Annotated in this window: 19 protein-coding genes; 8 read left to right on the top strand and 11 right to left on the bottom strand. The window is 71.6% G+C overall.

The window, feature by feature from the left end; translation table 11 throughout:
- The first annotated feature begins 79 nt into the window (after nt 1-79).
- Nucleotides 80-721, top strand: a complete 642-nt coding sequence (locus BL254_RS16130; protein WP_013874629.1) for a helix-turn-helix domain-containing protein — start codon at nt 80-82, stop codon at nt 719-721.
- Between the two features lie 2 nt (nt 722-723).
- Nucleotides 724-1,461: an ATPase gene (locus BL254_RS16135; RefSeq protein ID WP_047224368.1), complete on the top strand. Its 738-nt coding sequence runs from the start codon at nt 724-726 to the stop codon at nt 1,459-1,461.
- A 45-nt stretch (nt 1,462-1,506) separates the two neighbouring features.
- Here the strand turns inward: BL254_RS16135 and BL254_RS16140 are convergent, their stop codons facing one another.
- From BL254_RS16140 to BL254_RS29515, 8 genes are all read right to left on the bottom strand, one after another.
- On the bottom strand, nt 1,507-2,388 hold the full coding sequence (locus tag BL254_RS16140; RefSeq protein WP_076843869.1) for a carbohydrate ABC transporter permease: 882 nt from the start codon (nt 2,386-2,388) through the stop codon (nt 1,507-1,509).
- Between the two features lie 22 nt (nt 2,389-2,410).
- The gene (locus BL254_RS16145; RefSeq protein WP_047224369.1) at nt 2,411-3,412 is read right to left on the bottom strand and encodes a carbohydrate ABC transporter permease; all 1,002 of its coding nucleotides are present in this window, start codon (nt 3,410-3,412) and stop codon (nt 2,411-2,413) included.
- A 191-nt stretch (nt 3,413-3,603) separates the two neighbouring features.
- The gene (locus BL254_RS28475) at nt 3,604-5,424 is read right to left on the bottom strand and encodes a tyrosine-protein phosphatase (RefSeq protein ID WP_254858210.1); all 1,821 of its coding nucleotides are present in this window, start codon (nt 5,422-5,424) and stop codon (nt 3,604-3,606) included.
- A 4-nt stretch (nt 5,425-5,428) separates the two neighbouring features.
- Nucleotides 5,429-6,847: an ABC transporter substrate-binding protein gene (locus tag BL254_RS16160; RefSeq protein WP_076843898.1), complete on the bottom strand. Its 1,419-nt coding sequence runs from the start codon at nt 6,845-6,847 to the stop codon at nt 5,429-5,431.
- 59 nt (nt 6,848-6,906) lie between these two features.
- Nucleotides 6,907-8,220, bottom strand: coding sequence for an ABC transporter ATP-binding protein (locus BL254_RS16165; RefSeq protein ID WP_235433718.1), 1,314 nt, complete (start codon nt 8,218-8,220; stop codon nt 6,907-6,909).
- Nucleotides 8,221-8,428: 208 nt separating this feature from the next.
- Nucleotides 8,429-9,331, bottom strand: coding sequence for a MurR/RpiR family transcriptional regulator (locus tag BL254_RS16170; protein ID WP_076843871.1), 903 nt, complete (start codon nt 9,329-9,331; stop codon nt 8,429-8,431).
- Nucleotides 9,332-9,464: 133 nt separating this feature from the next.
- Complete coding sequence (locus BL254_RS28985; RefSeq protein WP_256386254.1) at nt 9,465-11,129, bottom strand: protein kinase domain-containing protein; 1,665 nt, start codon at nt 11,127-11,129, stop codon at nt 9,465-9,467.
- Between the two features lie 364 nt (nt 11,130-11,493).
- Nucleotides 11,494-11,850, bottom strand: a complete 357-nt coding sequence (locus BL254_RS29515; RefSeq protein ID WP_083731138.1) for a type II toxin-antitoxin system PemK/MazF family toxin — start codon at nt 11,848-11,850, stop codon at nt 11,494-11,496.
- 78 nt (nt 11,851-11,928) lie between these two features.
- On the opposite strand from BL254_RS29515, the gene BL254_RS16190 reads away from it, so the two are divergent.
- Nucleotides 11,929-12,597: a phosphatase PAP2 family protein gene (locus tag BL254_RS16190; protein ID WP_047224375.1), complete on the top strand. Its 669-nt coding sequence runs from the start codon at nt 11,929-11,931 to the stop codon at nt 12,595-12,597.
- Here the strand turns inward: BL254_RS16190 and purU are convergent.
- Nucleotides 12,567-13,508, bottom strand: coding sequence for a formyltetrahydrofolate deformylase (gene purU / locus BL254_RS16195; RefSeq protein WP_083731139.1), 942 nt, complete (start codon nt 13,506-13,508; stop codon nt 12,567-12,569). The two genes, BL254_RS16190 and purU, sit on opposite strands and share 31 nt — an antisense overlap.
- A gap of 345 nt (nt 13,509-13,853) precedes the next feature.
- Between purU and BL254_RS16200 the strand changes: the two genes are divergently transcribed.
- The 5 genes from BL254_RS16200 to BL254_RS16220 all read left to right on the top strand — a co-directional run bounded on the left by BL254_RS16200 (nt 13,854) and on the right by BL254_RS16220 (nt 22,453).
- Nucleotides 13,854-15,140, top strand: a complete 1,287-nt coding sequence (locus tag BL254_RS16200; protein ID WP_076843900.1) for an acyl-CoA dehydrogenase family protein — start codon at nt 13,854-13,856, stop codon at nt 15,138-15,140.
- 200 nt (nt 15,141-15,340) lie between these two features.
- Nucleotides 15,341-15,859, top strand: a complete 519-nt coding sequence (locus tag BL254_RS16205; protein ID WP_047224376.1) for a DinB family protein — start codon at nt 15,341-15,343, stop codon at nt 15,857-15,859.
- 252 nt (nt 15,860-16,111) lie between these two features.
- Nucleotides 16,112-17,665 (top strand): alkaline phosphatase, encoded by a 1,554-nt coding sequence (locus BL254_RS16210; RefSeq protein ID WP_076843873.1) that lies wholly within the window; start codon nt 16,112-16,114, stop codon nt 17,663-17,665.
- Between the two features lie 74 nt (nt 17,666-17,739).
- A complete protein-coding gene (locus BL254_RS16215; RefSeq protein ID WP_047224390.1) occupies nt 17,740-19,023 on the top strand; it encodes a hypothetical protein in 1,284 nt (427 codons plus the stop codon).
- 172 nt (nt 19,024-19,195) lie between these two features.
- Complete coding sequence (locus tag BL254_RS16220; RefSeq protein WP_162233246.1) at nt 19,196-22,453, top strand: BTAD domain-containing putative transcriptional regulator; 3,258 nt, start codon at nt 19,196-19,198, stop codon at nt 22,451-22,453.
- Nucleotides 22,454-22,498: 45 nt separating this feature from the next.
- Here BL254_RS16220 and BL254_RS16225 read toward each other — a convergent pair whose 3' ends face one another.
- The gene (locus tag BL254_RS16225) at nt 22,499-23,341 is read right to left on the bottom strand and encodes an ABC transporter permease (protein WP_083731140.1); all 843 of its coding nucleotides are present in this window, start codon (nt 23,339-23,341) and stop codon (nt 22,499-22,501) included.
- Nucleotides 23,338-24,306, bottom strand: coding sequence for an ATP-binding cassette domain-containing protein (locus BL254_RS16230; RefSeq protein ID WP_076843875.1), 969 nt, complete (start codon nt 24,304-24,306; stop codon nt 23,338-23,340). Before BL254_RS16230 ends, BL254_RS16225 begins: the two co-directional genes overlap by 4 nt.
- Between the last annotated feature and the right edge of the window lie 266 nt (nt 24,307-24,572).

Below are 24,572 nucleotides of genomic sequence, written 5' to 3' on the forward strand. Positions count from 1 at the left end.
CCCCGGCATCCCGCCTCCCGGACATCCGACAGTAGAAGCTTCCTTGACAAATTTTTCTTTCGGTTGTCATGATGAGGCCATGCTCGATGTCGCAGTGATCGAGGACCCGGCCGCCGCCGAGGTCTCGCTCGACCCGGTGCGCGCCCGTCTGCTGGCCGCGCTGGCCGAGCCCGGCTCGGCCACCACACTGGCCGCCCGCACCGGGCTGACCAGGCAGAAGGTCAACTACCATCTGCGCGCGCTGGAGCAGCACGGCCTCGTCGAGCTGGTCGAGGAACGACGCAGGGGCAACTGCACCGAACGGGTACTGCGGGCCACCGCAAGCTCCTACGTCATCTCCCCTGCCGCGCTGGCGGACGTCGCCCCGGACCCCGACCGGGCCCGGGACGAGACCTCGGCGCGCTGGATGCTCGCCCTCGCCTCCCGCCTGATCAGGGAGGTGGGCGAACTGCTCGCCGGCGCCACCGCGGCCCGCCAGCGGCTGGCGACGTTCGCCGTCGACAGCGAGATCCGCTTCGCCACCGCGGCCGACCGGGCGGCCTTCGCGGCGGAGCTGTCCGACGCCGTCACCGCGCTGGTCGCCAGATACCACGACGAGAAGGCGCCGGGCGGGCGCAGGCACCGCCTGGTGATCGCCCTGCATCCCAGCCTGAAGATCCCGAATGCGAATCCGAACCCACGCCCGAGCCCGGCCGGGCCCGGTCACACCGAGGGGAACTGACCATGTCGAACGAGCAGCCGAACCAGTCCGGGCGCAAGTTCGCGATCGAGCGCGAGACGCTGCTGCCGACCACACCCGAGGAGTACTGGGACGCGGTCACCACCGGCAACGCCGGCTGGCTGTGGCCGACGCAGGCCCCGCAGCCACAGGTGGGCGGTTCCTGGGACGGCGGCACGCTGCTGGCCTGGGAGCCGCCGCACCACCTCATCGTCCGCTCCGAGGGGCCGGACGGCTGGTTCAACCAGCTCGAACACCTCGTCGAGGCCCGCGACGGCGGGACGACCTGGGTCCGCTACGTGCACAGCGGGGTGTTCGCCGACGACTGGGACAACCAGTATGACGGTGCCTCCAGGCACACCGACTTCTACCTGCACACGCTCGGCCAGTACCTGCGCTACTTCAGCCGCCGCCCGGCGAGCTACGTGTCGGTCGACGCGCCGGCCTCCTCGATCACCCCGGACGGGTTCGACGCGCTGCGCCGTGCCCTCGGGCTCGGCGCAGCCGGGCAGGGTGACCAGGTCCGTGTCACGCTGCCCGGTCTTCGGCCGCTGGACGCTGCCGTCGACTATCTGGCCCCGCACTTCCTCGGCCTGCGCACCGAGGATGCGCTGTACCGCGTCTTCGGCCGTAACGCCTTCGGGGCGCCGGTCTCCGTCGCCGCCCACCTGTTCGCGTCCGACGCGGATCAGCAGGGCACGGAGAAGGCGCTGCAGGCATGGCTTGAGGAGGTCTACGCCTGACGGGGTCCGTGCCGGTGCCGTTTCCCGCGGTCCGGCCAGTGCCCGTCAGCGCAGGCCGGACCGCACGAAGGCGTCGACGACCTGACGCTGCATGGCCATGTAGAGGGCGAAGACGGGCAGGCAGGCAAGGCCGGACGCGGCCATCAGCGCGCCCCAGTTGTCGCCCTCCTCAGTCAGGAAACCGCGGATGCCGAGCTGTACGACGGAGTTCGCCCGTTGCAGGACCAGCGCGGGCCAGAAGTAGTCGTTCCAGGCGGAGATGAACAGCAGGATCGACAGCGACGCCAGCACCGGCCGCAGGTTCGGCACGACCACCGTCCACAGGATCGTCCACGAGCCCCGCCCGTCGATCCGGGCCGCGTCGAGCAGTTCCCGGGGGAAKGCCTGCATGTGCTGGCGAAGCATGAGCACGGCAAGCGCCGAGCACAGGTTCGGGATGATGACGCCGGCCAGGGTGTTCAACAGCCCGAGATTCGACAGTACGAGATAGTTGGAGATCATCGTCACCTGGAACGGGATGAGCCAGGTGGCGACGAACATCAGGAACAGGATGTTCCTGCCGCGGAACTCCCAGGCGGCGAAGGCGTAGGCGGCCAGCAGGCACACCATGAGCTGACCGGCGGCGGTCACGACGGCGATCACGAGGGTGTTGGCGAGCAGCGCGCTCATGTCGAGGTTGTCGAAGACGAAGCGGTAGCTTTCGAGGCTCAACGGCCAGGGCAGCAGCGACTGCCGGAAGATGTGCCCCGGCTGGCGCAGCGAGCTCGCGAACATCCAGTACACCGGAAACAGGCTGATCAGGCTCAGCAGGGCCAGCAGCAGATGGCCGGCCGCGGTTCGCCGGCGGGGTACCCGTGCGCCGCCCGTCGTCCCGCCGGCTGTTGTCCTGCCTCTTGTCGTCCCGCCGCCTGTTGTCCTGCCGGTCATTGTCCGCGTCCTTCGGTCGAGGTCAGTTGTCGGCGAAGCTGTAGTGGTCGGCCAGTTTCACCAGCGCCGCCGCCACCACGGCGAAGGCGAGGAAGAAGACGACGCCCGCGGCGGAGGCGAGTCCCGAGTCCAGGCTGCGGAAGCCGAACTCCCAGAGCAGGTAGTACACGTTTGTCGTGCTGTCCACGGGACCGCCCTGGGTCAGCACGTCGATCAGCGGGAACGTCCACTGCGCGGACAGCAGCACCGTCATGAGCAGCATGAACAGCAGCGTCGAGCGCAGCATCGGCAGCGTCACCCAGCGGGTGGTCTGCCAGCGCGAGGCGCCGTCCATCTCGGCGGCCTCGGTGTAGTCGGCGCTGATCCCGGTGAGCCCGGCCGAGATGACGAGTACGGCGAAACCGAGGATCTGCCATGCGCAGATCATGAGAATGGAGAACAGCGCGGTCGACTCCTCCCGCAGCCAGTTGAACGCGCCGAGCCCGAGAGCGTGGTTCACCAGCCCCGAGGGATCCAGCAGCCACCGCCACACCGCGGCGGCCGCGACCGGCGCGACCAGCACCGGCAGGAAGAGCAGCGCCCGGTAGACGGTGCGCGACCGGCCGCTGAGATCACGGACGACCAGCGCGACGGCGGTGGGCAGGATGATGGCGAACGGCACCAGGCCAAGGACGTACCACAGCGTGTTCATCGCGGCGTCCCGTAGCTGCGGGATGGTGAACAGCCGCTGGTAGTTCTCCAGGCCGACGTAGATCCGTGGCGAGGTCGGCAGCAGGTTCCAGCGGTAGAAGGACAGCTGGACGGCTTCGATGATCGGTTTGTAGGTCCACAGCGCCAGACTGATCATCCCTGGCAGCAGGTACAGGTACGGCGGTACGGCGGCGAGCATCCGGCGGGCCAGCGGCGGCCGGACGGCGCTGACGCGCGGGCGGGAGACGGCACCGTCGACAAGGGCCGCGCCGGCGGTGCCGGCCGGGATGGCGGTGCCGGTGGCTGCCGTGGGGACGGCGACTTCGACGAACACGGCTGGGAACGTCCTCTCCGGGTGTCCGGGACGAAAAAGCCCGCGACCGGACGAAAAACCGCCGGCCGGCCGGCGTCCGCTCCGGGCGCACGGGAGGACGGGACGCCGGGTCGCCCGTCCCGGCGACGCGCCGGGACGGGCGTGAACGGGCGCCGGATACGGGCTGCGTACGTCTCGGGCGCAGTCAGAGATCAGGCGTGGACAGAGACGATCTTTGCCATCTCCTCGATGTTCCTGTCATAGATCACTTCGGTGTCGGCGATCGGGATCGCGGTGGCGACGGCTCCCGCCGGATACACGTCGACGCGGGTGTACTCGCCGCCGGCCAGGCCGGTGAACCGGTCGGTCGGGCCGATCGTGCCTGCCCGGTAGGCGCTGGAGCCCGCCACCCAGACCGGCACCGCGCCGATGGCGCCCGCGGACGAGTGGTGCGCGTGCCCGGCCAGGACGATCTTCACGTCGCTGCCGGCCAGAACGTCGGTCAGCTTCTCCGGCTCGGCGAGCAGCAGCGCGTTCACCAGCGGGATGGGCGAGGGCACGGGCGGATGGTGCAGAGCGAGGACGGTGCCGGCCGCCGCCGGGGTGGCCAGCTCGTCCGCGAGCCAGCGCAGCTGGGCGGCGCTCAGCGCACCGCTGTGCCTGCCCGGCCGGGTGGTGTCGAGCACGATGACCCGCAGGTCGTCGATCCAGTGCACGTGGTCGTACGGCTCCGCCGTCGGTTCCGCGCCGAGCAGCCCGGCCCGGAACGGCCCGCGGGAGTCGTGGTTGCCGACGGCGTAGAGCACCGGTGCGCCCAGGCGGGCCGCCACCGGCTCGACCAGGTCGCGCAGCCGCTGGTAGGCGACCAGGTCGCCGCTGTCGGCGAGGTCGCCGGTGAGCAGCAGGGCGTCGATCGTCGTCCCGGCGGCCTCGATCTGCTCGAGGACGGTACGCAGCGTGGCGTACGAGTCGACCTTGCCGTGCAGCAGCTCGTCCTCGCGGACGATGTGGGTGTCGCTGATCTGGATCAGGGTGTGGGTGGGGGTGTACGCGGCCAGGTCCGGGGATGCGGGCACGGAAGGCCTTTCGAGCCGTGAGGCGGGTGTGTCCGCCGGGACGAGCAGGGCTTCGACCAGGCGGTCCAGCGCGTGCCCGGTCGCCCCGTGCGCGAGCAGGTACGCGCGGGTGCCGCCGTGGCTGGCGTGGATGCGGGCCAACGAGCGCAGGATGAGCTCCGGCGGGCTGTCGAGCAGGGCGGGTGGCAGCGGCGTGCCTTCGGCCGAGAGCCAGCTGGACATCCGCTGGACGGTGGCGGCGGCCTCGTCACGCAGGAAGTACGACGTCAGCGCGAAATCCTGCGCGATCACCTCCGCCGGCACCCCGACCAGGTCGAGGACCAGGGCGATGACCAGGCCGGTGCGGTCCTTGCCGGCGCTGCAGTGCACGATCGCCGGCAGCGCGTCCGGGGCGGCCAATGCCAGCACGGCCGCGGTGAGGCGGGCACCCAGGTGGTCGACGATGTGATCGTAGATGCTCCCCAGGTCGCCGGAGGCACTCGCGGCGCGGATGGCCTCCGTCGCGGTGAAGGAGCCCACGGACGCGGATCCACCGGCCACGTCGTCGGCAGTCCGCTGCCGGGTCACCGGCAGCGTGTAGACGGGAATCCGCCGGTGCTCCACGGCGAGCCGGCCGAGCTGGTCCGGGGCGCGTGTCACCTCGGCGTCCTCGCGGAGGTCGACGACGGTGCGCAGGCCGATCTGGGCGAGGACGGCCCGGCCGCGACCGTCGAGCCCGTGCAGGGAGCCCGAGCGCAGCAGCGTCCGCCAGCGCACCGTACGACCGTCCGCGGTCGGATACCCGCCGACGTCCCGGAGGTTGATCGGGCCCGAAGGGAGCGGGACGCGCCGTGGTTCCACCGCCGCGGCAACAGTCGAGGCAATGGTCGCGGCGACGGGCCCGGCAGTGGGCCCGGCGGGCCGCCCTGTCGTGTCGGTCAGGTCGGCACCGTTGGTCGGCGGGGTCTGCCCGGTCACCGGGTCACCGCGCCGGCATGAGGGTGGCGGCCTGCTTCTGCGCGTCGGCCAGGGTGGACGCGGGGTCCTTGCCGCTGAAGACGGCGCCTTCCACCGCGGTCATCATCGCGTCCCCGATCTGGAGGTAGTTGTCACCCGGGAAGGACTCCCAGGGCTGGAGCCGGGTGAGCTGGTCGAGGTTCGGCCTGATGAGCGGGTTGGCCTTCGCCCATCCCTGCAGGCCGTTCGGGTCGTCCACGAGCCCGGTCCGCAGCGGCAGATAGCCGATCCTGGAGGAGATCTGGGTGTAGGCGTGGTCGCTGGTGAGGAATTTGATCAGCTCCCACGCGGCGCGCTGCTTGGCCGGGTCCCTGCTGAAGACGGCCAGCCCCGATCCCGAATTGGTGGGGACGACGGGCTTCGATCCGAACGAGGGCTCGCTGGTGGCGTCGAGTTCCCAGCCGTTCGCTTTGGCGCCGGTCATGAACTGTCCCTGCAGGGCGCTGGTCTCGAGAATCATCCCGAGCTGGCCGCTGCTGAACGCCTTGAACGCCTGCTGCTGGTCGAGGTTCGGCATCACGCCGCTGCGCACCAGGTCGGCGGCCATCGACACCGCTTCGACGGCGGGCGCGTCGGCGAAGGACAGCCTGCTGCCGTCGGCGGAGAGCACCCGGCCGCCGGCCGAGCGGACGAGGCTCTGGAAACACCAGTCGCCGGCCGCCTTCGTCAGGCAGTCCACGACGATCCCGTCCGTGCCGGTCCTCTCCCTGATCGCGAGAGCGGCCGTCCTCACCTCCGCCCAGGTCTTCGGCGGGTTGGCCGGGTCCAGGCCGGCCCTGGCGAACAGCGTCCTGTTGAACCAGAGGATCGGGGTGGAGAAGACGTAGGGGACGGCGTAGGTCCTACCGTCGACGTCGCCGAGCGTGCGCGCGGTCGGGGCGAACGGATGGTCGCCGCCGAAGTTCGCCTGGACGGCATCCCGTCCGACCAGGGTGTCGAACGRCTGGGCGCCCAGGCTGCCGGCGGCGAACCGCAGCGCGTTGAAGGTGATCTGGGCGACGTCCGGCGGGTTGCCGGCCAGGATCTGGTTCTTGACGCTGCTGACGTAGTCGGTGCTGGTGCCGGTCACCCCCTGCGGCGGCTGGCCCTTCACCGTGATGTTCGGGTGCGCGGTGTGGAAGTCGGCGAGCAGGCCCTCGATCACCGGCTTCCACGTCCCGGTGCTCGTGAGGTTGTAGCTCTCGAAGACGATCGAGACCTTCTGGTCCGGGGAGAGTTCGGGAATCGTGCCGGATGTGCCGGCGGCCGTACCCGCGGGTGCGGACGAGGACGTCGCGCACGCGGTGGCCAGCGCCGCGACCAGTGTGAGGCCGGCTGTGGCACGCAGTGTGGCACGCAGCGTGACGCGCAGCGGGCGTGATCGAGGTAGGCGTGATCGAGCCACGGGCATGCTCCTTGGAGATCGTGGCGGGAGGTGGCCCGGGTCGCGGCGACCCGGGTGACTCAGACCGTCGCTGAGGTGGCCGTGCGCGCGGTCGTGTCCGAGGCCGCTTTCGAGGCCGTTGTCGAGGCCGCTTCCGTCGGTGCCGTGCTGGCGGGGGAGGGCGTCGGGATCACGGGTGTGGGATCGGCGGGCGTGGGAGCGGCGGAGAGCACCTGGTCCCGGGCGGCTGATGGCCGCCACTCGAGGCGGCGTCCGCTGGCCCGGTCGAACAGGTGCACACGCGAGACGTTGACGGTGAGGTGGGCATGCTCACCGACGGTGAGACCGAGCGGACGCGGACCGCGTAGCGCGACGGCCTGTCCGCCCACGTCGCACCAGGCGACCTCCTCGCTGCCGAGGTTCTCGACCGTGGTGACCACGCCGTGGATGCCGGGGGCCGGTCCGGCGGCCGAGGTCCGCGCGCCCGCCCCGGCGGGGGAGGCGGTGCCGACCGGTGCGCCGGCCCCGGCCGCGGTGAGCTGGAACGCGTTCTCGGGCCGCAGCCCCACGATGACGTCGCGGGGCTCGCTGGCGCCCGGCCACAGGGGGATGCGCAGTCCCTCCGCGACGGCCGTCAGCGTGCCACCGTGGTTTTCGATCCGGGCCGGGAGCAGGTTCATCGGCGGGGCACCGAGGAAGCCGGCGACGAACACCGAGGCCGGCGAGTCGTACACCTCGGTCGGGGTGCCGGCCTGTTCGACACGCCCACCGTTGAGCAGGACCACGCGGGTCGCCATGGACATGGCTTCCACCTGGTCGTGGGTGACGTAGACGAAGGTGCGTCGCAGCGTGCGGTGCAGCGCGGTGAGCTCGGTACGGGTCGCCGTGCGCAGCTTCGCGTCGAGGTTCGACAGCGGTTCGTCCATGAGGAAGGCCGCCGGGTCACGCACCAGCGCGCGGCCGAGTGCCACCCGCTGGCGTTGCCCGCCGGAGAGCTCTCTGGGGCGCCGTCCGAGCAGCTCGCCGAGTTCGAGCTGGTCGGCGACATCTCGGACCTGCCGGGCGATCTCCGCTCTGGGTCGTCGCGCGGCTCGCAGCGGAAAGCCGATGTTGCGCTCGACCGTGAGGTGCGGGTACAGCGCGTAACTCTGGAAGACCATCGCCAGGTCACGCTGGCGGGCGGGGAGATGGGTGATGTCGCGGTCGCCGAGCATGATGCGCCCCCCGCTCGGCTCCAGCAGGCCGGCGATCATGCGGAGCAGCGTGGTCTTCCCGCAGCCGCTCGGTCCCAGCAGGACGAGGAAGTCGCCGTCCGCTATGTCGAGGGAGACGTCATCCACCGCGCGGACGCCCCCGAAGTACCTCGTGAGGCCCTCGATCCGGATCTCTGCCACCAGCCGCTCCATGTACGTTCGTTCCAGAAGATCAAGTTATCCCGGTTCGTCGTTACATGGCAGGGTCGGCGGCGCAGATGAATGGCCCTCGACGGGCTGGAAACGGATAGCGGTCACTTATCGTAATAAATCTTCGGGCTGTCTCATGCCGCCGCGGCCTTGTCCCTGGTGGGACGGTGGTACGAGGAGGCCGATTGATCACTCTGAGTCAGGATGGCTCTGGGCTCTCCGGCTCCGCGCGTACCCCGAAGATGTTGGCGGTGATCGTCCCAGTGCGCTGTGGGTTGTTCTCCCGGCGCAGGCTTACCGCGAGCTGCAGGGCGTTGAGCAGCAGCAGCGAGGCCAGCCGGCTTGCGATCATGTCGCTGCCGATGGGCCAGTCGGGGGTCCCCACGACGAGGATGATGTCGGCGATGTCGGCCAGCGGGCCGGCCGTGTAGCTGGTGATCCCGATGACGGGGGCTCCCGCGGTGTGCGCCGCCTCGGCGGCCCGCAGCGTGGGCTCGTTCGCCCCGCTGCTCGTGACGACCAGACAGACGTCCGAGGCGGCCAGCAGCCGGGCGGAGATCTCCTGGACGAGCGAGTCGCTCGGCGCCTCCGCCGGGCGGCCGATGCTGAGGAACCGCAGGGCCGCGTCCTGGGCGATCGGTGCCGACCCGCCGTTACCGACGACGAGCAGCCGACCGGYCTGGTCCAGCAGGTCCACGGCGGGTGCGAGGCTGGCGCGGTCCAGCGGGCCCAGCGCGTCGCCGAGCACCTTGGCCGCCGCGCCGAAGACGGTGTCCACCAGGCGCTCGACGGGATTGGCACCGCCCGCCCAGCCGACCTCGCCGCGCAGCGCCACGGCGCCGCTCTCCCGGGCGAGCTCGACGCGAAAATGCTGGAAACCGCGGAAACCGAGATGCTGGCAGGCGCGCACCACGGTGGCGGTGGACGTCCCCGCGGCGTCAGCGAGCTGGGCGACCGACCACTCGACCACCTTCCCCGGCTGGGCCAGGCACACCTCGACCACCCGTTGCTCGCTCGGGACAAGGCTCGGCAGCGCCGCTCGGATGGCGGCGAAGAGCCCGCCTGGGCGAGAGCCGGACCGTCCGGGGGAGGGGATCACCATGAGATGGTTCATACACGCCGAAGCTGACGGCGGGGTGTGGCCGTACCGCGGCCCCGTGTGGTGAGGCGGCGATCCGGGATGCGCTCTCGGCGAGGACGTCGCCCCGGTGAGAACGCGGGACCGGGCCGAGCGCTCATCTGGTCCTGATCACGACGGATTTCATGATTTTGTCAGCGAAGGTCTGCCTTTTGGCGTCCCAGAGCGGCCACAGGAAGCCCACGTAGAACGGCAGGGCGTCCAGGAAGTGGCACAGCCGGCGGACGAACGCCCGGCCGAAGCCGAGCGGCCGGCTGTCGAGTTCGCGGACCAGCCTGATACGCGCGATGCGTTTGCCTGGCGTCTGACCGGTGACGCCCTCGAGACAGCACATGATGATCATAGACGCGAAAAAGATGAGACCGCTGATTCCGTCGGCCGAGGAGGAAGGCGCAGCGGCGGCCGGGACCGCGGAGACACCCCAGACGATCAGCAGATCGATGAGAGTGCCCCCGACCCGGGCGCCCCAACCGGCGTAGTACGACCGTACGGGGGCGCCGTACGGGGCTGGTGGCTGAGGGCCGTAGCCGTAGGGGTTCCCGTAACCAGGTGGCTGTGGATATCCGCCGCCGGGCTGTTGCCCCCGTGGCCCGCTGCCGCCCGGGCCACCGGGGGCCACCGGCGGGTACGAGCCAGGCGGAGCCGCGTACGGGGCCGGCGGGGAGTACGGGGTCGGCGGGGGCCCGTACGCGGCCGGTGGAGGCGGCGGGACACGCTGCGCGCCGCCGCCGAGCGGAGGCGGATATCCCGGAAACGACATCTCGGCTCCGCGGCCGGGAGGGCCGGGCGGGAGGAAGGGCGGGGCGGGCGGCTGGCCGATGTTGGCGGTCGGCGCGACGCCCGGGCGGGCCTGGCCGCTCGGGAACGGCGGCCGCGCGGAGGCCGGCTGCTGGACGACAGCCTGCAGGTCGTCGTCGAGGCGGAGGGCGATGCCGGCGCGGGCGGTCCAGCCCGGGCCGTACACGGCGGCCGCGCGGGCCAGCTCCAGGGCGAAGGCGTGGGCGGACGGCTGGCGGTCGGCCGGATCCTTGGCCAGCGCCCGCATGATCACCGCGGCCACCGGCGCGGGCACACCGGCCGGCGGTGCGGGAACGGTGTAGATGTGCTGCTGGGCGAGCACGGTCGGCGGCAGGGTGGGGTCGAACGGCGGCGCGCCGCTGAGCAGCTCGTAGAGCATCACCCCCAGGGCGTACAGGTCGGTGGCCGGGCCCAGCCGTCTGGCGAGGAGCTGCTCGGGGGCCATGTACCGGGGGGTGCCGACGATCGCGCTGGCGGTGGTCGCGGACCCTTCCACCAGCTTCGCGATACCGAAGTCGGTGACCTTGAGCAGCCCGGCCGCGTCGAACAGGATGTTGTCGGGTTTGATGTCGCGGTGCAGGACGCCCCGCTGGTGCGCGCTGCCCAGCGCCGCGGCCACCGCCAGCCCGACCGCGCAGGCGGCCTCGGGCGGTATGCCGGCCCGGCGGCGGGTCAGGGTGCCGCCGCTGAGCAGCTCCATGACGATCAGATGGAGGTCGCCGGCGGGGATGGAGTCGTAGACCCGCACCACGTGCGGATGGTCGAGGGCGGCGAGCAGCCGCGCCTCGGCCCGGCTGCTCGCCGCGGTCTCGTCGGTGCCCGCGGGCAGAATCTTGATGGCCACCGGACGGTCCAGCTCGCGGTGCCGGCCCTTCACCACCAGCCCGAAAGCTCCCCGGYCGAGGACCTCGCCGAGTTCGTAGGCGGGCAGCRCCGCAGCGATCTGCGCCTCGTTGATAATCACGATGTGGGAGCTGTCATGTGTCGACCACGGCGTCCACCGTTCATCATGCCGAATCCCCCGATATCCCTGTACGACGCGTGATCCTAGCGCCGTCCGCCACATCCGCCCGGCCCACCCGACGCAGCGCATGCCCGTCGGGTGTTTCGGGTGCGCGGGCTGCGGCGTGGCTGGCGGTCTCCGACACGCGGCGGGTGGGGCTAGYCTTCGATCACATGGACGTCCCGCCGCTCTCTACCGGGCCGGCCCCGCGACCGTCCTGCTACCCCCGATGATGCAGGCCCGCTCCACCGCATCCTGAGCGAGATCCTGACCAGGAGCCGGTCTCTCTCCGTGCCACCCGACTGGGTGTGGACGTGGCCTCGCGCTATCCGTGATGGAGCAACCGGCGTACGACGACGGCAACCTGATCGATGTCGGTAGGTGCCAGCGTGCCGAGACGCCGGCTGACGCGACGGGACGAGATGGTCCTGGGCTGTTCGCACATCACCCAGGACGGACGGAGCCGGTGGGTCGGAGCACGGGTCACGGGCACGTGGTGGGCAAGCGCGCGGTACGAGAGCTCGGCGAGGAGACGGAGGTGATGATCGACAAGCCGATTTTTTCGATCATGGATTGGGCTGTGCGGTGAGGGTGCCGAGCGTTCCGCTGGTCTCGGGTACGTCGGCTGCGGCGTACGTTGCCGGCCATGCCCACAGGGAGCCGGTCCGGGTCTGGGAAGCAGCGGCGGCGCCGGAGACCCTCACCGCCGCCGGTGCCGGGCGGCGGGCACGACGAGGCCACTGGTTCCCGCCGGCCCCGCATGCCGCACGTCATCGCTGCCGTGGCGGGCCTTCTGCTGACGGCGCTCGTGGCCGCGGTCGCAGGCCGGCACGGCACCCCGTTCCCGCTGGATGCCGACGTCCACCGCTGGGCGCTCGACCACCGCAGCCCCGCGGTGACGGACGCCGCGATCGTGATCACTGCTACCGGGAGCGGCGTCTGTGCCTACGCCCTGGCCGCGGTTGCGGGTGCCCTCGCGGTACCCGGGCGAAGGTGGTGGCGCGGTGCGGTGGTCGGGATCGCGGCCCTGGCCGTGGGGCAGCTGCTCCGGGCCTCGCTGGCCATCGCCGTGGACCGCGCACGCCCACCCGCGTCGGACTGGGCCTGGCACGCGTCCGGCCCCGCGCTGCCGTCGGGGCACACCAGCACCTCTGCCCTCGTCGCCGTCGGCCTCGCCGTAGCCCTCACCTACCGTAGTCGACGGCGTTTCACCCGGGTCGTGGCCGCCGCGGTACCCGCGACGTGGGCGCTTGCCGTCGCGACCAGCCGGGTCTACCTCGGGATGCACTGGCTCACCGACGTCGTCGCCGGATGGCTCCTGGTCACCGTCCTTGCCTGCACGGCCCTGCCCCCGCTCGGCGCGCTCCGCACCGAGACGGGCCCCGATGGCCGCGGCGGTCAGGAGAAGACCACCGTGGAGTTACCCTGACGCAGGACCCTGTCCTCGCAGTGCCAGAGCACCGCCCGGCTCAGTACCAACCGCTCGACATCGGCGCCGCGCCGCTTGAGAGCCGCGATGTTGTCACTGTGCCGGACCCGCACGACGTCCTGCTCGATGATCGGGCCTTCGTCGAGATCCTCGGTCGCGTAGTGCGCGGTCGCGCCGATGAGCTTCACGCCACGTTCCTTGGCCCGTTCGTAGGGGCCCGCGCCGGCGAACGGGGGAAGGAAGGAATGGTGGATGTTGATGACGGGACAGCCGACGCTGGCGAGGAAGTCGGCCGAGAGGATCTGCATGTAGCGGGCGAGCACGACGAGGTCGAAGTTGCCCTGCAGCAGTTGCAGCTGCCTGGCCTCGGCTTCCGGCTTCGTGTCGCGGGTCACCGGCATGTGGACGAACGGCACGCCGAACGTCCGGACCTCGCTCGCGAGGTCGGCGTGGTTGGAGATGACCAGACCGATGTCGACCGGCAGCTCACCTCGCCGGGCACGCCAGAGCAGGTCCAGCAGGCAGTGGTCGTACTTCGACACCATGATCGCTACGCGCTTCGGGGTGGACGCGTCGCGGAGGGACCACTCGGTCACCTCGAACTTCTCGACCAGCGCTTTCGTGAAGTTCTTGGTCATGTCGTCGAGGTGGGCCTGCAGGCCGGGCCGGTGGAAGGTCATCCGCAGAAAGAACTGGCCGTCCACCGGGTCGGTCGTCGCCTGGTCCGACTCGACGATGTTCGCCCCGTGATCGGTGAGGAACTGGGACACCGCGGCGACGATGCCGGGGCGGTCCGCGCACTGGACCGTGAGCCGACCGAGATCCGATCGGACCGGATCAGCGCCCTGGCGCGGCCGTACCGGTGACGGCTGTCGGCGCTTTTCCGCGTCGATCAGGGTCCTGTCCGACACAAGGTCCTCCCGAAAAGATCGCTGGGTGAGGCGGCCGGCGGTCTTCCCGGATGAAGCTGTCGCGGGCCATGGGCTCATGCTAGGGACACGACCTCGTCGGCACGGCGGCGCGGACGACCTCGTCGACGCGCGCGACGCTCCACTCAACCTGGGAAAAAGCCGGCTGTCGGGCGGAGGATCGGCATGTCGCATGCGGTGGTGACCGGTCGGAGAACGTCACACGGTTTCGCGTGGGAGAACGGCATACGGACAAAGGCATCCTGATGGATGATCGCTGTCGGTATCTTCCTCGTCCGCCTGGGAAATACGGGTGATCACGGGGTGGGCGTTCTCACGGGAGCCGAGATGAGCGATGGGCGTACGTGCCGCGTGCTTCCGGACGGTGGCCCTCCCTCTGAYGAGACCGTGGAGTGGACCGCACGCGTTGAGCGGATCGCTCCGCTGCTTGTCCGGCACCGGGACCAGGCTGAGCGGGAGCGGGCGACACCGGTCGCGGTCATTGACGCGCTGCGCGAGGAGAACATCCATCGAATGTGGGTCGCACGCGACTTCGGTGGTGGGCAGGTCAGCGTACGGACCGGTTCGGCCGTCCTGCAGGCGCTCGCCCGCGTCGACGCGTCCGTCGCCTGGCAGATGGGGGTTCAGGGCGCCATCGGCAGAATGTCGGACTATCTGCCGGAGCCGGTGGCGCACCGGCTCTTCAGGGAAAGCACGGGGCTGGTGGTCGGCGGGATCAATCCGACCGGCCGGGCCGAACCCGTGTCCGGTGGATATCGGCTGAACGGTACGTGGGCGTTCGCGAGCGGCGCGGTGCACGCCGACTGGCTGGTGTGCGCCGCGACTCTCCCGCGGGACGATGTTCTCCCGCGCGACGATGTTCTCCCGCGCGACGATGTTCTCCCGCGCGACGACGTTCTCCCGCGGGACGACGTTCTCCCGCGGGACGGTGCGCCGCTTCCCGGGGGGCCGCGGACGCTCATGGCCTTCGTGCCGAAGGGCGCCGCCCGGTTTGTCGATGACTGGTTCGTCGGAGGGCTGCGCGGTACAGGAAGCGCGACGTTCCGCGTCGACGGTCTGGTCGTCCCCGACGGGCACACGGTCGACGGTTCGCTGCTGCGCGGTGCCCCCGCCGACCGTCCCTCGCGGGCCTATGGCATCGCCTACTACGACTTCGCTCCGTTCACGACGGCGTCGACGGCGCTGGGAATCGCCCAGGACGCCCTTACCGCCTTCCGGTCGCTGGCCCGGGAGAAGACTCCCGCCAGGGCGACGAGCCCGCTGGCCGCGAGCCACACCGTGCAGGCGGGGCTGGCCCGCGCGGAGGCCCTGGTGCGGGCGAGCGCTCTGTTGCTTGCCGATGCCGCCGATCGTGTGACGGCATGCGGTGGGTACGGCGGGGAGGATCTCAGCGCCCTGATCCGCCTGGCGGCCGCGGCCGTGGGCGAGAACACCGTGTCCGCCGTGGACGTGCTCTACGACCTGGCCGGAACGAGTTCCCTGTACACCGCCAGCCGGCTGGACCGCTGCTTCCGCGATATCAACGCGGCGGTCAAACACATCACTCTCGCGCGGACGAATTTCGAGATGGTCGGGCAGTACCTTCTGGGCGGATCGCTTCTGATGCGACGGTGACCCGGCAGCGGGAAACCGATATCGGCGCCGGGCGGCAACCCACCCTTCCCGCGATCGGTTGGGCTGCCGCTCCGGATGGCGGGGCGGCTCCTGGTCGCCGGAGGGCTCCGCCGACGCCGCCTTCCCGGCGGAAAAAGTGTCGGTGCCGGCCCGTACGATGCCCCGCACCGACACCGACGGAAGGAACAGAGAGAACTGTCATGACCCGGACTGGTACGACCGTGACCGGTGAGCGCGCCGACCTGCTGGAGACGCTGGCCAAGCACCGGTATTTCCTGCGCCACACCGCCCGCGACCTCACCGACGGGCAGGCCGCGCAGCGCACCACCGTCAGTGAGCTGACCCTGGGCGGTCTGATCAAGCACGTCACGTTCACCGAGCGGGACTGGGCCACCTTCATCACCGAGGGCCCGGCCGTGATGGAGCAGTCACCCGAGAGGTGGCGTGCCTGGTCCGACGCGTTCCGCGTGCTGCCCGGGGAGACGCTGGCCGGGCTGCTCGACGAGTACGAGCAGGTCGCGCGCCGGACGGACGAGCTCGTGGCGGCGCTGCCCGATCTCGACGTCTCCCAGCCGCTGCCCGAGGCTCCCTGGTTCGAGCCGGGCGTGCGCTGGTCGGCCCGCCGGGTGCTGCTGCACCTGATCGCGGAGACCGCTCAGCACGCCGGTCACGCCGACATCATCCGCGAGTCCCTGGACGGCGCCAAGTCGATGGGATGATGCCATGTCGACAGCGGGTGGTCGGTGAGGCGGTGCTCCGGCTCCCACGGATCGGCGGCCGGTCCGGGCGGAGCATGCCGAACGAGTCCTGTCTCGTCGCCGTAGGTGAGTATTCGTTGCCGGGAGCGGCCGGGCGGGTGCCGTCCGCCCGCCGCTCGCTCGCGACACGCATCCGGGTTGTACGTATCTGTACATATAGTATTTTTCTGCATATATAAATATATTTATGTGTACAAATTAACGTTTTGTCGTATGAAGACGCTTCACCGTCGGACGTTCCTCGTCGGGGGCATCGCAGCGGCCGGGGGACTCGCCCTGCCCGTACGGGCGCTCTCCTCGGTCCCGGCCGCGCAGGCGGCGGCCAGCACCACCCCGTACCCGTTCACCCTCGGCGTGGCCTCCGGTGAGCCGGCGCCGGACAGCGTCGTGCTCTGGACCCGGCTGGCCCCGTCCCCGCTGAACGCGGACGGGCACGGCGGCATGGCGAACACGGACGTCGTGGTCGACTGGCAGGTGTCCACGAGCCCCGCGTTCGCTCCGCTCGTCGCGTCCGGCTCGGTCACCGCGGGCTACGCGCAGGCGCACTCGGTGYACGTCGTCGCCGGCGGGCTCGCGCCCGACGCCGAGTACTACTACCGGTTCCGCGCGCAGAGGCACATCTCGGCGGTGGGCCGCACCCGGACCGCCCCGGTGTTCACCGCCGTGGGGCGGGACCTGACGATGGCGTTCGCGTCGTGCGCGCACTACGAGTCCGGCTACTACACGGCGTACCGGCGGATGGCGGACGACCGCCCGGACCTGATCCTGCACCTCGGCGACTACATCTACGAGGACGCCACCACGACCGGGTCGATCCGGGAGCACCTGGGCAGCGAGATCGTCTCGCTGGCCGACTACCGCCGCCGCTACGCGCAGTACAAGTCCGACCCCGACCTGCAGGCAGCGCACGCGGTCGCGCCGTGGCTGGTGGTGCCGGACGACCACGAGGTGGAGAACAACTACGCCAACATGGTCCGGGCCGACAACAGCCCGGCGCTGACGGCCGCCGAGTGGACGGCCCGGCGGACAGCGGCCTACCAGGCCTACTACGAGAACATGCCGCTGCGCCCGTCGGCGGCGCCGGCCGGGAACAGCATCCCGCTGTACCGGCGGGTGCGCTGGGGCACGCTGGCCACGTTCCACATGCTCGACACCCGGCAGTTCCGCGACGACCAGGCGTGCGGCGACGGCTGGAAGGTGTGCGCGGACGCCGACCTGGCCAGCCGTTCACTGCCCGGCACCGCCCAGGAGGCCTGGCTGCTCGACGGCTTCGCCCAACACCTCGGCACCTGGGACATCATCGGCCAGCAGGTCTTCTTCGCGCGGCGGTTCGACGCGTCGGGCGCGGGGAGCATGGACGCCTGGGACGGCTACCGCGCGTCCCGGGCCCGTATCCAGCAGGRCTGGGTCGACCGGGCGGTACGCAACCCGGTGGTGCTCACCGGAGACGTGCACGCGTCGTGGGCCAGCAACCTCAAGGCCGACTACGCCAACACCTCGTCACCGACGATCGGTACCGAACTGGTCGGCACCTCGATCTCCTCCGGCGGCAACGGGTCCGCCACGACGACCATCCCCAACGGCGCGACCAACCCGCACATCAGGTTCTACTCCGACCGCCGCGGATACGTCCGCACCACCATCACCCCCGCCCACATCGCCGCCGACTTCCGCGGGGTGGCGACGGTGACCGAGCACGGGGCGGCCGCGACCACCGTGCGTTCGTTCGTCATCCAGGACGGCCAGCCCGGGCTCGTCGACGCGTGAGGGGATCCGAAATGCGTGGTGTGCATGGTTTCGTCCTGTCGAGATTCATCCTGCCGGAGTCCTTTTTGTGGAGCATGCCGAGGATTCTCCTGTCGAGGATCGCGGTCGTCTCGTCGCTGTCGGCACTGGTCGTCATCGCGACCTTCGTCGCGCCGGGCGGGTTCGCCGTGGCTGCGGGGCCGTCGACCTGGCTGACCGCGAACAGCGTGGCCACCGGGGACCAGGACGCCCCGGCCGTGGCCACGAACCGCATCGGCGACGTGGCCGTCGTCTGGGAGGACGACCGGGACACCACCAGCCCCGGCGACAACACACACAGCGAGATCTACCTGCGCCTGTTCCGCAACGGGGTGTCGAGCTATGAGATCAGGCTGTCCGCGGGCGGCACGTCCGGCGTGAGCTGGAAGCACGTCACCCCGGACGTGGGGCTGGACGACCGCGGCAACGCGGTCGTGGTGTGGGCCGACGACCCCGACGGCAACGGCTTCTACAACATCCCCTACCGGGTCGTCTCCCCGGCCGGCACGGTCATCGGCTCCGGCTACGCCAACGGTAGTTCGACCGGCCAGCAGGTGGTCCCGAAGGTGTCCGTCGATCCCGACGGCGCGCCGGGCAGCACCACGGCGGTGGCCTTCACCGTGGTGTGGGAGGACATCCAGGGCACGGCCGCGGCGACGGTGAAGGCCGCCGGATTCACCGGTACGACCACCAAGGCGTACGAGGTGACGGTGAACGCCACCGGCGGATCGCACCACAGCCCGGACGTCGCGGTGTCCGCCGCCGGGGAGGCGACCGTGGTGTGGGACGAGGACACCGACGCCAACGGCTACTTCAACATCGGGCTGACCCGGCTGGCCAGGGCGAACGGGGCGGTGGTCCTTTCSCGGCGCTCGGCCAACACCCTCGGCGGTGGGCAGCAGCGGCACGCCGCCGTCGCCGCGAACGCCAACGGTGACCTCGTCGTCGTGTGGGAGTCCGACCACACCGGCACACCCGGGGTCTGGGCCCGCTCGTTCGGCGCGGACGGGACCGGCCGGGACGCCGAGGTGCAGGTGTCGACCGGGACGGGCGCGGGCTCTCCCGCCGCCGGCATCGACGACCAGGGCAACGCCGTGGTCGGCTGGTCGGTGGGCGGCGGCGACCCGGCGGTCTGGGCCGGTGGCCTCAACCCGGACGGCACCACCGCCGGTCGGCTGCCGGCACAGTCGCTCAGCCAGGCGACCGCCGGCCGCCAGGAGCAGATGGCGGTGGCCGTGTCGCCGTGGGGCCAGCTGGCCCTCGCGTACACCGACGACAACGACGGCAACTCGTTCGACCAGGTGATCCTCGGCCTCGGCGCCAGCAACTCCGACTGGTAGCGGGCCCGACTGGTAGCGGGCGGCCCCGGCCGGCTCCCACCCCCCGGTCTGTCGCGGGCAGGCCGGAGCGGGCCGGGCAGCGTCCGCGGAGACGGGACAACGGGACAGGCGAAGAGCGGATCAGGTGTGGGGTCTGCCGCTCGTCGGCCCGTGCGAGAGTGGACGGATGTGGGTGGGAGTGCTCGGTGCCCTCGAGGTGCGAGGTGACGACGATCGGGAGATCGACATCCCGGGCTCCCGGCGGCGCGCCCTGCTGGTCCGCCTGGCGCTGGACGCAGGCCGTCCGGTCAGCGTCGCCGCACTCGTGGCCGCCGTGTGGGCGGACGAGCAGCCGGTCGGGGAGGCCAACGCCTTACAGACCCTCGTGTCACGGCTGCGTCGCTCGCTCGGTGACGGGGCGCTGGTCGCCAGGTCGGCGGGCGGTTACCGCCTTGCCGTCGACGCGGACGACGTCGACGCGTCCCGCTTCGAGCGGCTGGCCGCCGCCGGGGCGGCCGCGCTGCGGGCCGGTGACCCGCAGGGTGCGTCCACCCAGCTGAGCGCCGCTCTCGCGCTGTGGCGCGGGCCCACGCTCGCCGAGGCCGACGTCTCGCCGGCGGTCGCGGCCCACGCGGCCCGGCTGCGCGAGGTGTACCTGAAAGCCGTGCTCGACCGGGCGGAGGCCAACCTTGCCGCGGGCCGGGAGCTGGAGGTCGTCGCCGCGCTCGAGGCGCTGGCAGCCGAACATCCGCTGCACGAACGGCTGGCGGGCCAGCTGATGACCGCGCTGACGGCCACCGGCCGGCAGGCCGACGCGTTACGCACCTACGAGCAGCTGCGGGCCCGGCTGGCCGATGAGCTCGGCGTCGACCCGTCCGCCGAGCTGCAGGCGGTTCGGCTGGCCGTCCTGCGTGGTGGGCCGGCGGACTCCCCGGGGCACTGGCCGGCGCGGCGCGCGGCCCCGCAGGCTCGCACCAACCTGCGGGCCCCGTTGACGACCTTCGTCGGCCGTGACACCGAGATGGCGGGTATCGCCAAGTCGCTTGCGGGCAACCGGCTGGTCACGCTGGTCGGCCCCGGTGGCGCCGGCAAGACACGGCTGGCGGGCGAGGCGATGGCCCGCGTCGTCGACAGCGTGCCGGACGGTGTGTGGTTCGTTGAGCTGGCGTCGGTTACCGACCCGGCGGACCTGCCCCAGACCGTCCTGGGCGTCCTCGGCCTGCGGGAGGCCCAGATACTGGACCGGCCCACGAAGCGCACCACCCGCGACGCCGTCAGCCGGCTGCTCGAGGGGCTCGCGAACAGGCAGGCCGTCGTCGTCCTGGACAACTGTGAGCATCTGCTCGACGCCGTGGCGCGGCTGGCCGACCTGCTGCTCGCGCGGTGCCCCCGGCTGCGCGTTCTCACCACCAGCCGCGAACCGCTGGGCATCTTCGGCGAGGTGCTGCTCGTCGTGCCTCCGCTGGCCCAGCCCGCCCCGGACGCGCCCGCCGCCGATGTGCTCGGATTCCCCGCGGCACGCCTGTTCGCCGACCGGGCGGCCGCGGTCCGGCCCGGCTTCGTCGTCGACGAGGTCTCCGCCCCCGCGGTCATCGAGATCGTGCGCCGGCTGGACGGGCTGCCACTGGCGATCGAACTGGCTGCGGCACGGCTGCGCACGCTCCCGCTCGCCGAGATCGCCGGACGGCTGTCCGACCGGTTCCGGCTGCTCACCGGCGGCAGTCGCACCGCCCTGCCCCGGCACCGCACCCTGCGGGCGGTGGTCGAATGGAGCTGGGACCTGCTGACCGAGCCCGAACGGCTGCTCGCGGAACGCCTCGCGGTGTTCCCGTCGGGTACCACGACGCGCAGCGCGGCCGCCGTCTGCTCCGGCGGGGCTGTCCGCGCGGACGACGTCGGCGACCTGGTGGCCGCACTGATCGACAAGTCGCTGCTCCAGCCGGCCGTGGGCGGCACCCGGCAGCGGATGCTGGAGACGATCCGCGAGTACGGCCTGGAGCGGCTGGCCGAACGCGGCGAGCTGGCGTGGCTGCGCGAACGGCATGCCACGTACTTCGAGGAGCTGGTGCGTACGGCGCAGCCGCACCTGACCCGGGCCGACCAGCTCGAGTGGTTGGAGGCGCTCAAGGCCGAGCGTGACAACATCCTCGGCGCGCTGCGGCTGCGCTGCGACCGTGGCAACGCGGACGCGGCGCTGCGCATCGCGCTCGGAATCGGCAGCCTGGCGATGCTGCTGGGAAACCACACCGACGTCCCGGGATGGGTGGCCGAGGCGCTCGCCGTGCCCGGGGGAGACGACACGGACCTTCGCGTGATCGGCGAGGCGTTCCACGCCGTGAGCTCGGCCGCCATGGCGGCGACGTCGTCCCCCGCCGAGGTGGAGACCAACCTGGCGCGTTTCGGCGAGCTTGCCGGGCGTCTCGGCTCCGTCGACATCAGCGGATGGCCGCTGATCGGCCTGCTGCGGCCGGGAATGGCGATGCTCAGCGGCGACATGGCGATGATGGAGCGTTACATCGAGGAGGCACGCGCAGGCGACGACCCCTGGCTGTCGGCCGCCGTGCTGATGCTGCGCGCCGGCCTTGCCGAGAACGACGGCGATGTCGAACGGATGCGGGCCGATGCCATCACCGCCCTGGCGGAGTTCCGCGCGCTCGGTGAACGCTGGGGCACCGCCGGCGCGCTGCGGGCCGTGGCGATGCTGCACACCCTCGACGGTGAGCTCGACGCCGCCGCGGCGGCGTACGAGGAGGCGCTGGCCCTGATGGGGGAGATGGGGTCGCGCGACGACGAGTCGATGCTGCGGATACGTCTGGCCGACCTGGCCATGCGCCGCGGCGACCTGCGGGCCGCCCGCGGCCAGCTCGCGGCGGCGCGCGCCGGCTGCGAGGCCAGTGGAACGCCGCTGGAGACTGTGATCACTCTGAGTATTCAGGCCCGTCTGGAAAGGCAGGCGGGTGACCTGGCCGCGGCCAGGGCGCTGCACACCGAGGCGCTCCGGCGTTTCGACGCGATCTCCCCCACCCATCCGATTCACGGTCACGGTGATTCCTTCGTGCTGGCGTCCGCCGCCCGCATGCACGCCCTGGATGGTGACCTCGCCGGGGCCCGGGCCAGGCTGCGACGCGCGTACCCGACGGCTGTCGGCACGAAGGACCTGCCGGTCCTGGCCGCGGTCGGGGTGGTGGTGGCCGACGTCGCCGCCCGGGTGGGCGAGCCTGTCGTCGCGGCCGAGATCCTCGGCGCGTGCGAGGCGCTGCGCGGCAGTGACGACTCCACCGCGCTGGACGTCGCCGAGCTGTCCGCGCGGCTACGCGGTGAGCTCGGCGATGGCTTCGCCGCCGCGTACGGCCGGGGCCGGGCGCTGGACCGCGCCGCGGCCACCGCCCGCCTCGACCCGGACCGGCTGCCCCACACCACCGGATTCGAGGTGACGCGGGGCAGCCGGTGACCGGCCCGAGGGGCGGCCCGTGAGCCCCACGGCAGTGCGCGTTCGTCAGGTCCGGCGGCCATACGCCCGCAGGGCCAGCGGTACGAAGACCGCCAGCAGCGCCACCATCCACCCCGCCGTCCACGCCAGATTCGACGCGACCGGGCCGCCCAGCATCAGCGCGCGCACGGCGCCGACCAGGTGCGAGATCGGGTTCACCCGGACGAACGCCTGCRGCCAGCCCGGCATCGTCGCGACGTCGACGAACGTGTTGCTGCCGAACGACAGCGGCAGGACGAGCAGGAACATGATGCCCTGCACGGAGCCGGAGGTACGCGCCTTCATGCCGATCCACACCGAGATCCAGCAGAAGCACAGTGCGAACGCGACCGACAGCGCCAGCGCGGCGGCCAGCGACAGCGGGCCGGCGGCGACGCGGAACCCGATGAGATACCCGAACCCGACGAGGATGACGCACAGCAGCAGGTAGCGCACCACGTCCGCGAGGACCGCCCCGACCAGGGGCGCCGACCGGGAGATCGGCAGTGACCGGAACCGGTCGAACACGCCCTTCTCGATGTCCGCGTTGAGGTTCTGCCCCAGCGCGATGCTGCCCATCGCGACGGACTGGCCGAGCAGGCCCGGCAGCAGGAACTCAAGGTAGTCATGCTGGGAGCCACCGCCGATCGCGCCACCGAAGATGTAGACGAACAGCAGCAGGAAGATGACCGGCTGCAGCGTCACGTCGATGAGCTGTTCCGGCGTCCGGAGGGTCTTGACCAGGTTTCGGCGTGCGATCACCAGCGCGTGGCGCAGGGCCCGCAGGCGCGCCGGCGGGACGGCCGGTCGCGACGCGGGCATGCCGGGTGGCCGGCGGCGCGGCGCGGGGGMTGTGGTCGTGACCGTCATGCGGCCGGTTCCTCCTCGATCTCGGCGCGGCTGCCGGTGTGGCYGCCGGTGAGGGTGAAGAACACCTCGTCCAGGCTTGGCAGGTGCAGGGACAGCTCGGTGACGCGGACACCCGCCGACCGCAGCCGGGCGATCACCTCCGCCAGCACCTCGTCGCCGTCGACGGCGACGGTCAGGTGGTCGCGGCCCGCGGGCTCCGGCCGCGACGCGGTGATCTCGGCGAGCAGCTGGCGCACCGTGTCGAGCTGCCCCGGGTCGGCCGGCCGGACGCTCAGGCGCTGGCCGCCGACCACGCTCTTGAGGCCGTCAGGGGTGTCGTGGGCGATCACCCGGCCACGGTCGATGACGGTGATCTCGTCGGCGAGCGCGTCGGCCTCCTCGAGGTACTGGGTGGTCAGCAGCACCGTCGAGCCGTCGTGGACGAGGCTGCGCACGACGTCCCACATCTGTTCTCTGCGTACCGGGTCCAGGCCGGTGGTCGGCTCGTCCAGGAAGATCACGGATGGCCGGCCGACGAGCGACGCGGCCAGGTCGAGACGGCGGCGCATGCCACCGGAGTAGGTTCTGGCCACCCGGCCGGCGGCCTCGACGAGGTCGAACCACTCGATCAGCTCGACCGCCCGCCGCCGGGCCTCGGCGGCGCGCATGTCGAGCAGCTGACCGATCATGACCAGGTTCTCCAGGCCGGTCAGGTCCTCGTCCACGGAGGCGTACTGGCCGGTCAGGCCGATGTGCTGGCGGACCTGCTGCGGACTGCGCGCCACGTCGAAGCCGGCCACCGTGGCATGCCCGGAGTCGGCACGCAGCAGGGTGGCGAGGATGCGCACGGCCGTGGTCTTGCCGGCACCGTTGGGGCCCAGCACGCCGAGCACGCTGCCCTCCCGCGCCGCCAGATCGATGCCGGTGAGCGCCTGGGTGTCGCCGAACCGCTTGGTGAGCGCCTCGGCGTGGATGGCGAAGGTCATGCGGCACAGGCTGCCGGGCCGCGCTGGCACGGCACGTACATTCCGCTGGCACGGCACGTGCGTCCCGCTGGCACCCAGGCGAAGCCCGCTGGCACCCAGGCGGAGGCAGAGCGGAATCAGGGGAGACGAGTCAGGGGAAACGGGTCGGGGGAACGCGGCAGAGCCCGGCGGAACTTCGGAGAACGGAAGCGGTGTCCCGGGCGGGCCGCGACGGTATGCGGCGGCTCCGGGGGAAGATCCCCGCGCGGGCAGTGCCCCGGGTGGGA

Source organism: Protofrankia sp. BMG5.30, from assembly GCF_001983005.1.
GTDB lineage: Bacteria > Actinomycetota > Actinomycetes > Frankiales > Frankiaceae > Protofrankia > Protofrankia coriariae.

What these genes read in the sequence shown, in the direction of transcription:
- BL254_RS16130 (WP_013874629.1), top strand. Translation starts at nt 80, where the DNA reads ATGCTCGATGTCGCAGTGATCGAGGACCCGGCCGCCGCCGAGGTCTCG.
- BL254_RS16135 (WP_047224368.1), top strand. Translation starts at nt 724, where the DNA reads ATGTCGAACGAGCAGCCGAACCAGTCCGGGCGCAAGTTCGCGATCGAG.
- BL254_RS16190 (WP_047224375.1), top strand. Translation starts at nt 11,929, where the DNA reads ATGCCGCACGTCATCGCTGCCGTGGCGGGCCTTCTGCTGACGGCGCTC.
- BL254_RS16205 (WP_047224376.1), top strand. Translation starts at nt 15,341, where the DNA reads ATGACCCGGACTGGTACGACCGTGACCGGTGAGCGCGCCGACCTGCTG.